The following is an 8,138-nucleotide window of genomic DNA, read 5'->3' as shown; positions in this document are numbered from 1 at the left end:
CCATCCAGCGCCTGCAGGGCCCGTTCGGAGAGTTTCAGGTTCTTCTCCTTTTTCGGCACCCTCTTTTCCAGTGGCGGCACAAGGCCGAAGTTCACGTTCATGGGCTGGAAATTCTTTCCCTGGAAATGGGAAATATAGTAGCACAGGGATCCGATGGCCGTCTCCCGGGGGAACTCTTCCGGTTCCCTGCCCAGGAAGCGGGCCGCTGCGCTCCAGGCAGCCACGATGCCGGAAGCCGCGGATTCCACGTACCCCTCTACCCCCGTCATCTGGCCGGCGAAGAAGAGGCCCCGCCGTTTCCTCGTTTCCATGGTGCCATCCAGAAGGTCCGGCGAATCCATGTACGTATTCCGGTGCATCACGCCGTACCGGATGAATTCCGCATGGGACAGGCCCGGAATCATGCCGAAGACCCGCTTCTGTTCTCCCCATTTGAGATGAGTCTGGAATCCCACGATGTTGTACATGGTGTCGTCCTCATTGTCCTGCCGGAGCTGCACCACGGCGTAGGGATCCTTCCCGGTCCTCGGGTCCGGCAGTCCCACGGGCTTCATGGGACCGAACCGCATGGTATCTTCTCCCCGGGCCGCCATGACCTCGATGGGCATGCACCCTTCGAAGACCTTCTTATTTTCGAAACCGTGGACCGGCGCCATTTCCGCATGGCACAGGGCCTCCCGGAAAGCTTTGTACTCCTCCTCATTCATGGGGCAGTTCAGGTACGCCGCTTCCCCCTTGTTATACCGGGACATGCGGTACACCACGGACAGGTCCAGGGATTCCTTCGTCACAATAGGCGCCGCGGCATCGAAGAAATGAAATCCCTCTCCCCCGCAGAATTTCTCGATATCCTCCGCCAGGGCGCCCTCCGTCAGGGGGCCTGTGGCGATGATGACGATGCCATCCTTCGGGATTTCCGTCACTTCCCGCTCTTCGAAGGTAATGAGGGGATGATTCTTCACCGCCTCTGTCACCGCCTTCGCATACCCCATGCGGTCCACCGCCAGGGCTCCGCCGGCGGGGACGCTGTGGGTATCGGCGCAGTGCATGATGATGGAATGGAGATGCCGCATCTCTTCCTTCAGGAGCCCCACCGCGTTTGTGAGGGCCGCTGCCCGGAGAGAATTGCTGCAGACCAGCTCCCCGAAAAAGGCAGTATGATGGGCCGGCGTCTGCTTCGCCGGCCGCATGTCGACCAGGGTCACAGGGATCCCCATTTCCCCCAGCTGGTACGCCGCCTCACTTCCCGCAAGGCCCGCACCGATGACAGTCACATGATCGTTCAATGAAATATCTCCTTGGAATAAAAATAGAGTTGAGATTTGAGATTTGAGAGTTGAGAGTTGAGAGTTGAGGTCTGGCGGCGAAGCCGCGGATCAGCTTTCCTGGAAGCCAGCCGCTAAAAGCTGGAAGCCCCCTTACGTACGCATTGAGCCCAGCCACACACCCGCGGCGGAGCCGCTGGAGGTCTAGACCTGGACCTAGATCTAGATCTAGATCTTTAGGGCCTACGTCCCTGTCCCTCGATCTCGACCTCGGCCTCGATCTCACTTGCCCGCAGGGCCTGTCCAGCTCAAGGCTCCACCTGAACCACTAACCCACTATCTCACTTACTCACTCTTCTTACTTTTCCTGCTCTTCGCCCTCGTGGGACATTCGGGATTCGAGCAGAAGACCAGTTCCTTGCCGTTTTTATAGGTCTTTTTCACCATGATGGAGCCGCACTCCGGGCAGAACTTATCCACCGGTTCGTTCCACAGGGCGAAGTCGCAGTCCGGATACCGGTTGCAGCCGTAGAAGATCCGGCCCCGGTGGCTCCGTTTCTGGACGATATGCCCTTCATGGCACTTGGGGCAGGCAATGCCCGTATCGATGATGATGGCTTTATTGGCACCGCAGTTCGGGCACTTCAGGTACCGGCCGTAGGGGCCGTCCCGATACACCATGAGGGTGCCGCACTTGTCGCACTTCACGTCCGACGTTTCCTCAGGACCATTGAGAAGGCTGTAGGGCTTGATATTATGGCATTCCGGATAGTTCGGACAGGCGAGGTATTTCCCGTACCGCCCCATCTTTACGATCATGTTAGCGCCGCACTTCTCGCACTTGATATCCGTCACTTCCTGGCTTTCCTTCTTTTCCTTGTCCGCAGAAAGGTTCGCCGCTTCCAGCTCCTTGTCGAAGACCTTGTAGAAATCGGTCATTACTTTCTTATAGGTGGCGTGGCCTTCGGCGATCTTATCGAGCCAGTTTTCCAGGTTCGCCGTGAAGCCCACGTTGATGACCTCTTCGAAGTACTTCTTCAGGAGATCCGTCACCTTGAAGCCCACTTCCGTGGGGACGAACTGCTTTCCTTCCTTCACCACGTACTTCCTCCGCTGGATGGTATCCAGGATCGGAGCGTAGGTGGAAGGACGGCCGATGCCCTTTTCTTCCAGGGTCTTGATGAGGCTGGCTTCGGTGTACCGTGGCGGCGGCGCAGTGAAATGCTGTTCCCCGTCCACCTTCACGTTCTTCACCATTTCCCCCTTCTTCAGAGGCGGCAGGAAGCCCGTATCTTCGTCGTCCTTCTTCTTTTCCTTCGCAGGCTGCATGATGGTGAAGCCGTCAAAGGTGACATGGCTCCCCACAGCCTTCAGGGTGCACCGGCCGCACTGGAGGGTGGCGGTGGTGCTCTGGGAAATCTGGGGCGCCATCTGGGAAGCGATGAACCGCTGCCAGATCATGGTGTACAGCCGGAGCTGGTCCCGGGACAGCACGGAAGTGAGGGCTTCCGGCGGGAACTGGAGGCTCGTGGGACGAATGGCTTCATGGGCGTCCTGGGCCTTCTTGGACTTTGCAAATACATTCGGCTTCGGCGGCAGGTACTCTTCCCCGTACACCGTCTCGATGTAGGGCCGCACCTGGGCGATCATTTCATCGGAAATACGGGTGGAGTCCGTACGCATGTAGGTAATGAGCCCCACGTGGCCGTGGCCCGGGATTTCCATACCTTCGTACAGGTTCTGGGCCAGCATCATGGTCTTCTTGGAACCGAAATTCAGCTTGTTCACCGCATCCTGCTGCATGGTGGACGTGGTGTAGGGAGGCTTCGCCTTCCGCTGCTTCCGGGATTTCGTGACGGAGACCACCTCCGCCTCCTTCCCGTCGATGTCCGCCAGCACCGCGTCGGTTTCTTCCTTATTGTGGAGGGCCGCATCCTTCCCGTCCACCTGCACCAGCTTCGCCGGGAACTTTTCGGAGTCCTCCTTCTTATAGAGGCCTTCTACGGTCCAGTATTCCTCCGGCTTGAAGGCTTTGATTTCCTCTTCCCTTTCGCAGATGAGCCGGGTAGCCACGGACTGCACCCGCCCTGCGGACAGGCCCCGATACACCAGCTTCCACAGCCAGGGGGACAGCTTATACCCCACCAGCCGGTCCAGCACCCGGCGCGCCTGCTGGGCATTTACCCGGTTCATGTCGATGGGCCCCGGGTGTTTGATGGCCTCCTTGATGGCAGGCGGCGTGATTTCATGGAACGCGATACGGCAGTTGTCCTCCGGGTTCACATCCAGGAGCTTCGACAGGTGCCAGGAAATGGCCTCCCCCTCCCGATCAGGGTCCGTTGCCAGAAGGACGGTCTTCGACCGGTTTGCCTCTTTCTGGAGGCTCTTGATCACATCTTCCCGTTCGCTGGAGTCCACGTACTCCGGCTGGAAATCGTGGTCGATATCCACCCCCAGGGTCCGCTGGGGCAGGTCCCGGAGATGCCCCTTCGATGCCATGACCTTGTAGTCCGGCCCCAGGATCCGCTCGATGGTCTTCGCCTTCGCCGGCGATTCCACCACCACCAGGGTCTTGCCCTTGGGATTCGGCTTCCTCTTGAACACCACTTCCTTCGCCTTCCGGCCCCGCTTCTTCCTCGTCACCGTTATCGTTCTCGTTATAGCCAATGATACCTCCCCGGAGCCGAAGCTCCCGAAATCATAGAAATATCTCTATTATCACAGGCCCCATTCCCGGGCCCGTCCGTTGTCTGTATAAGAATACCACATATTCCTACTTATATATACAGGATAGGGGGAAAGAAATCAAGAAATAAAAATCATAAGATAGTACCAGAAACCGCAAAATATAAAATCATGAATCTATTTTATAGGATTGTGCGCCATCAAAAAAAGAAAGATAATTCCTTTTTCAAAGGAAACGGAATTACTCTTTAGATTATTCGCATAAATTCTTTATACTTTTTAATCTACCATTACCATATAACGTCCCGTTCCGACTTCCTGAATATATCCCTTCAATTGCAACGACAGAAGTACCATGGTAAGCCGGGCAACAGAAAATCCGGATTGCTGGAGAATATCTTCAGACGATACCTCTTCCCCCAGAGTACAGTATTGGTATACCGTTTCCTCCTCCACTGTCATGGGCTGGCGGAAGGATGTTTTCTTTTCGCCCTCTTCCGGACACCAGCCATATTCCGAGAGCACATCTTTAAATGAAGTACAACAAATGGCTCCATGCCGAATTAAAAGGTTCGTACCCATACAGGAGGGATAATAGATACTGCCAGGTACCGCAAATACATCCCGCCCTTCTTCCAGAGCAAAATCCGCTGTAATTAGGGATCCACTCCGTTCCGCCGCTTCCACGACTACCACGCCCCGACTCATACCGGCAATAATCCGATTCCGTGCCGGAAACTGTCGCCCCAAAGGCGGCGTCCCCGGGGGATACTCCGAAATCAAAGCGCCACCATTTTCCACAATTCTGTCAAACAGCTGCCGGTTTTCCGGGGGATATACACGGTCCAAACCGCAAGCTGCTATGACCACAGTGATTCCTTTCCCTGACAGAGCACCGGTATGGGCGGCACTGTCAATACCCCGGGCGCCGCCGGAAATAATGACAACCCCCTGCTCCGCCAGTTTCTTCCCAAAACGCTCCGCTGTCTGCAGTCCATAGGACGTGCATTTCCTTGATCCCACGATGGACACTAGCTTTTCATGGTCCGGTAGGCAGCCTTTATAGAAAAGGACGGCCGGTGGATTTGATGTTGTCCTAAGAAGAGCTGGGTATTCATCTTGTTCCCAGGTACAGCATCGAATACCAGCGGTATATAACTTTTCGGCCACTGCAACGGGATCCGTCTCTCGGCGCCATGCCAAAAATGCACTTTTCCGTTTTCCTGTAATGAGTCTACTATTCTCTATCTCTTCATCTGATGCTTTCCATACATCTTCTGCTGTATGGAAATAGGAAATCAGACCGCGCATATGCTTTGCACCAAGTCCGGGACATCCGGGGAGCGATGCAGCGTATATATCCATAGTTACCTCCGAGGAATCATATTCCGATAACTGATGGCCTCTGCCACATGAGAAGATCGAATCTGCTCCTGCCCATCCAAATCTGCAATGGTCCGAGCTACCTTGATAATCCGGTCGTAACTTCGAGCGGATAAATGAAGTTTTTCAAATACTTCCCGAAGCATTTCTGTGCCTTCCTTGTCCAAAGTACAAGTTTCTTTGAGTTGACGATGCCCCATTTGGGAATTATTCTGCATGTGCCATTTGGAAAGACGATGTGCCTGGATTTTTCTGGCTCCATCCACCCGTTGGGCTATGGCTGATGATAGCTCTCCCTGGATAGTAGCCGTCAATTCACTGTATTTGGGACGCTGTACCGAAACATGGAGATCAATACGATCCAACAGAGGACCGGAAATTTTTCGGCCATAACTGCGGATTTCTCCATCCGTACAAGTACATGGATGATCCGGGTCCCCGAGATACCCACAAGGGCATGGATTCATAGCAGCAATCAGGATAAAGTCTGCGGGATATGTAAAGGAAGCATTGACTCTAGAAATGTGGACTTCTCTATCCTCCAGTGGTTGCCGCAGCACCTCCAGCACAGATCGGGGAAACTCTGGAAGTTCATCCAGAAAAAGCACTCCTCTATGAGCCAGTGTCACTTCTCCGGGCCGAGGAATGGTACCTCCACCGATGAGACCGGCCATGGAAATAGTATGATGGGGACTGCGGAATGGTCGTTCCCGAATGATGTCCTCCGCTTTGAAAAGACCGGCCACACTGTATATTTTGGTTACTTCCAGCGCTTCTTCCCTTGTCATGGGTGGAAGTATTGTGGTAATTCGCCGGGCCAGCATGGTTTTCCCGGACCCCGGAGGACCAGTCATGAGCACATTATGTGCACCAGCAGCTGCAATTTCCATGGCTCTTTTCGCCATGACCTGTCCCTGGACTTCAGCAAAGTCCACATCGCTCATGATATGGGGCCTCGATTCACGCCGCACTGCAGGAGCCATGGATTCTCGGGCAAGCAGAAACTCCACGAGCTCCCTCAATGTTTTGGGGCCATAAACTTCAATATTTTCGCAGAGCAGGGCTTCATTGGTCACTTCGGGTGCCATGAAGAAACGGGAAATACCCTTTTCCTTTCCTGCCAGCACCATGGACAGGATTCCGGGGACCGCTCGGATTTCTCCCTTCAAAGACAGTTCTCCGATAAAAATGGTATCTTTTAGACATTCCTGGGGAATTTCCCCGCTAGCCGTCAGAAGGCCGATAGCAATGGGAAGATCTAAACCAGAACCATCTTTTTTCAAGTCCGCCGGTGCCAGGTTTACCGTTACTTTGTCAACCGGGAAGTGGTAACCGGAATTGCGGATGGCTGAATGGACTCTTTCTTTGGATTCTTTTATTGATGCAGCCGGCAGTCCTACGATATCAAAAGCGGGAAATGCCTTGTTAATATCCACTTCCACGCCAATGACATGGCCGTTCAAGCCAAAGGTGGTAGTACCAAATACTTTTGCGTACATAGAGGGCTCCTTCCTTACTGGAAATCAATAAAATGCATTTCTCGTATGCCGGAACTTTACTTCTCTGGAAGGGAAAAACAAAATTTCCACCACATCGAACCGTATGGGTGTGTCCGTAATACGATGACTGTTTACGTAGACCCGGGCACCGTATTTTATATGTCTCTGCTTCGTGAAACCGACGGATTCCACCGGTTCTCCATATCTGCGATTCCGGCGCGTCTTTACTTCGATAAAAACCAGGGTACTTCCATCCTTCATAATCAGGTCAATTTCTCCATGAGCTCTTTTAAAATTGCTTGTCAAATAAATATAACCTTTACGCTCCAAATACTGACGGGCAAGACGTTCCCCTTCCCTTCCAAGTGTTGATGGTTCCATCAGTCACCTCATTTCTATAAACTATGATAAAGATCAATCATCCGTACATTTATTCTCACTCTATTTTAAGTGGAACTAAATAGTGCCGTCAATAAAGGAAATCATGGATTTATAATCGATATAGATGGCCCTAGGTTCTATTCTTTCCGGGCATAATAAAACTCCTGTCCCCTTTCAGGGGCAGGAGTTTTTGTGGTTTTTATTACCGGCCGCCGAGGTGGGCGTCGAACATGTAGAGGAGGCCTTCGCAGTCCTTTGCCTTTTCGAAGCCTGCCACGTTGTCCCGGGCATTCACTTCTTCTTCTACCTGTTCTGTCTCGAACCACTGGAGGAAGAGTTCTGTCTCAATGTCCCCTTCTTCCCGAGCCAGGCGGAAGAGGTCACGGATGGAGGCGGACATCTTTTCTTCATGGGCCAGGGAGTCCTTCGCTGCATCCAGGGGAGAGCCGTAGTGTTTGCCAACGCCGGCAACGGCGTCGAAGTCTACTACGCCGTCACGGTCTTCTACGTAGGAGATGATCTTGAAGGCATGCTGTCTTTCTTCTTCATACTGCTTGTCCAGCCATTTCGCATAGCCATGGAGGGCGAGGTTCTTCATGTCGTGGGACATGGCGCGGTAGAGGTAGGCGGAAGCCAGTTCCAGATTGATCTGTGCATTCAGTGCTTTTAAGAGTTTTTTGGATAATTTCATGATAGGTCTCCTTTGCTTTGCTACTGTATAATAAATGGTTTTTACTTGTCTAAACTGTATCGATATCTATCGACATTCATATTATATCATGGAAAGTTTTCGATGTAAAGGGGTAGATGGGGAGCAGCGGCTGCGCCGCTAAGAGTTGAGAGTTGAGAGTTGAGAGTTGAGAGTTAAAATTAAAATGGACCCCGAGTAGTGGACACATCCGAAAGTGAGGCCCCCGGATTTTGG

Annotated in this window: 6 protein-coding genes; all 6 read right to left on the bottom strand. The window is 53.1% G+C overall.

The genetic code is table 11. The features are described from left to right. The coding region (gene trmFO, locus QZR21_RS06595) for a methylenetetrahydrofolate--tRNA-(uracil(54)-C(5))-methyltransferase (FADH(2)-oxidizing) TrmFO (RefSeq protein WP_296974490.1) at nt 1-1,286 on the bottom strand (1,286 nt) is incomplete at its 3' end. A 324-nt stretch (nt 1,287-1,610) separates the two neighbouring features. Beyond that, a complete protein-coding gene (topA, locus tag QZR21_RS06590) occupies nt 1,611-3,932 on the bottom strand; it encodes a type I DNA topoisomerase (protein WP_296974487.1) in 2,322 nt (773 codons plus the stop codon). 297 nt (nt 3,933-4,229) lie between these two features. Continuing rightward, the gene (gene dprA, locus QZR21_RS06585) at nt 4,230-5,261 is read right to left on the bottom strand and encodes a DNA-processing protein DprA (RefSeq protein WP_296099316.1); all 1,032 of its coding nucleotides are present in this window, start codon (nt 5,259-5,261) and stop codon (nt 4,230-4,232) included. Between the two features lie 56 nt (nt 5,262-5,317). After that, nucleotides 5,318-6,832 carry a YifB family Mg chelatase-like AAA ATPase gene (locus QZR21_RS06580; RefSeq protein WP_296099309.1) on the bottom strand — a complete coding sequence of 505 codons (1,515 nt, stop codon included), beginning with the start codon at nt 6,830-6,832 and terminating at the stop codon, nt 5,318-5,320. 24 nt (nt 6,833-6,856) lie between these two features. Beyond that, entirely contained in the window at nt 6,857-7,213 is a 357-nt protein-coding gene (locus QZR21_RS06575) for a YraN family protein (RefSeq protein WP_296099310.1), read from the bottom strand. 202 nt (nt 7,214-7,415) lie between these two features. Beyond that, a complete protein-coding gene (locus QZR21_RS06570) occupies nt 7,416-7,904 on the bottom strand; it encodes a ferritin (RefSeq protein ID WP_296099313.1) in 489 nt (162 codons plus the stop codon). Between the last annotated feature and the right edge of the window lie 234 nt (nt 7,905-8,138).

It is taken from the genome of uncultured Dialister sp. (assembly GCF_900541605.1).
GTDB lineage: Bacteria > Bacillota > Negativicutes > Veillonellales > Dialisteraceae > Dialister.
The sequence above is the reverse complement of the archived record's forward strand: the minus strand, read 5'-3'. Positions and strand labels throughout refer to the sequence as shown.

Bases quoted from the DNA above. Each gene is read 5' to 3' on its own strand.
- QZR21_RS06575 (WP_296099310.1), bottom strand. From the start codon at position 7,213: ATGGAACCATCAACACTTGGAAGGGAAGGGGAACGTCTTGCCCGTCAG.
- QZR21_RS06570 (WP_296099313.1), bottom strand. From the start codon at position 7,904: ATGAAATTATCCAAAAAACTCTTAAAAGCACTGAATGCACAGATCAAT.
- dprA (WP_296099316.1), bottom strand. From the start codon at position 5,261: ATGCGCGGTCTGATTTCCTATTTCCATACAGCAGAAGATGTATGGAAA.
- QZR21_RS06580 (WP_296099309.1), bottom strand. From the start codon at position 6,832: ATGTACGCAAAAGTATTTGGTACTACCACCTTTGGCTTGAACGGCCAT.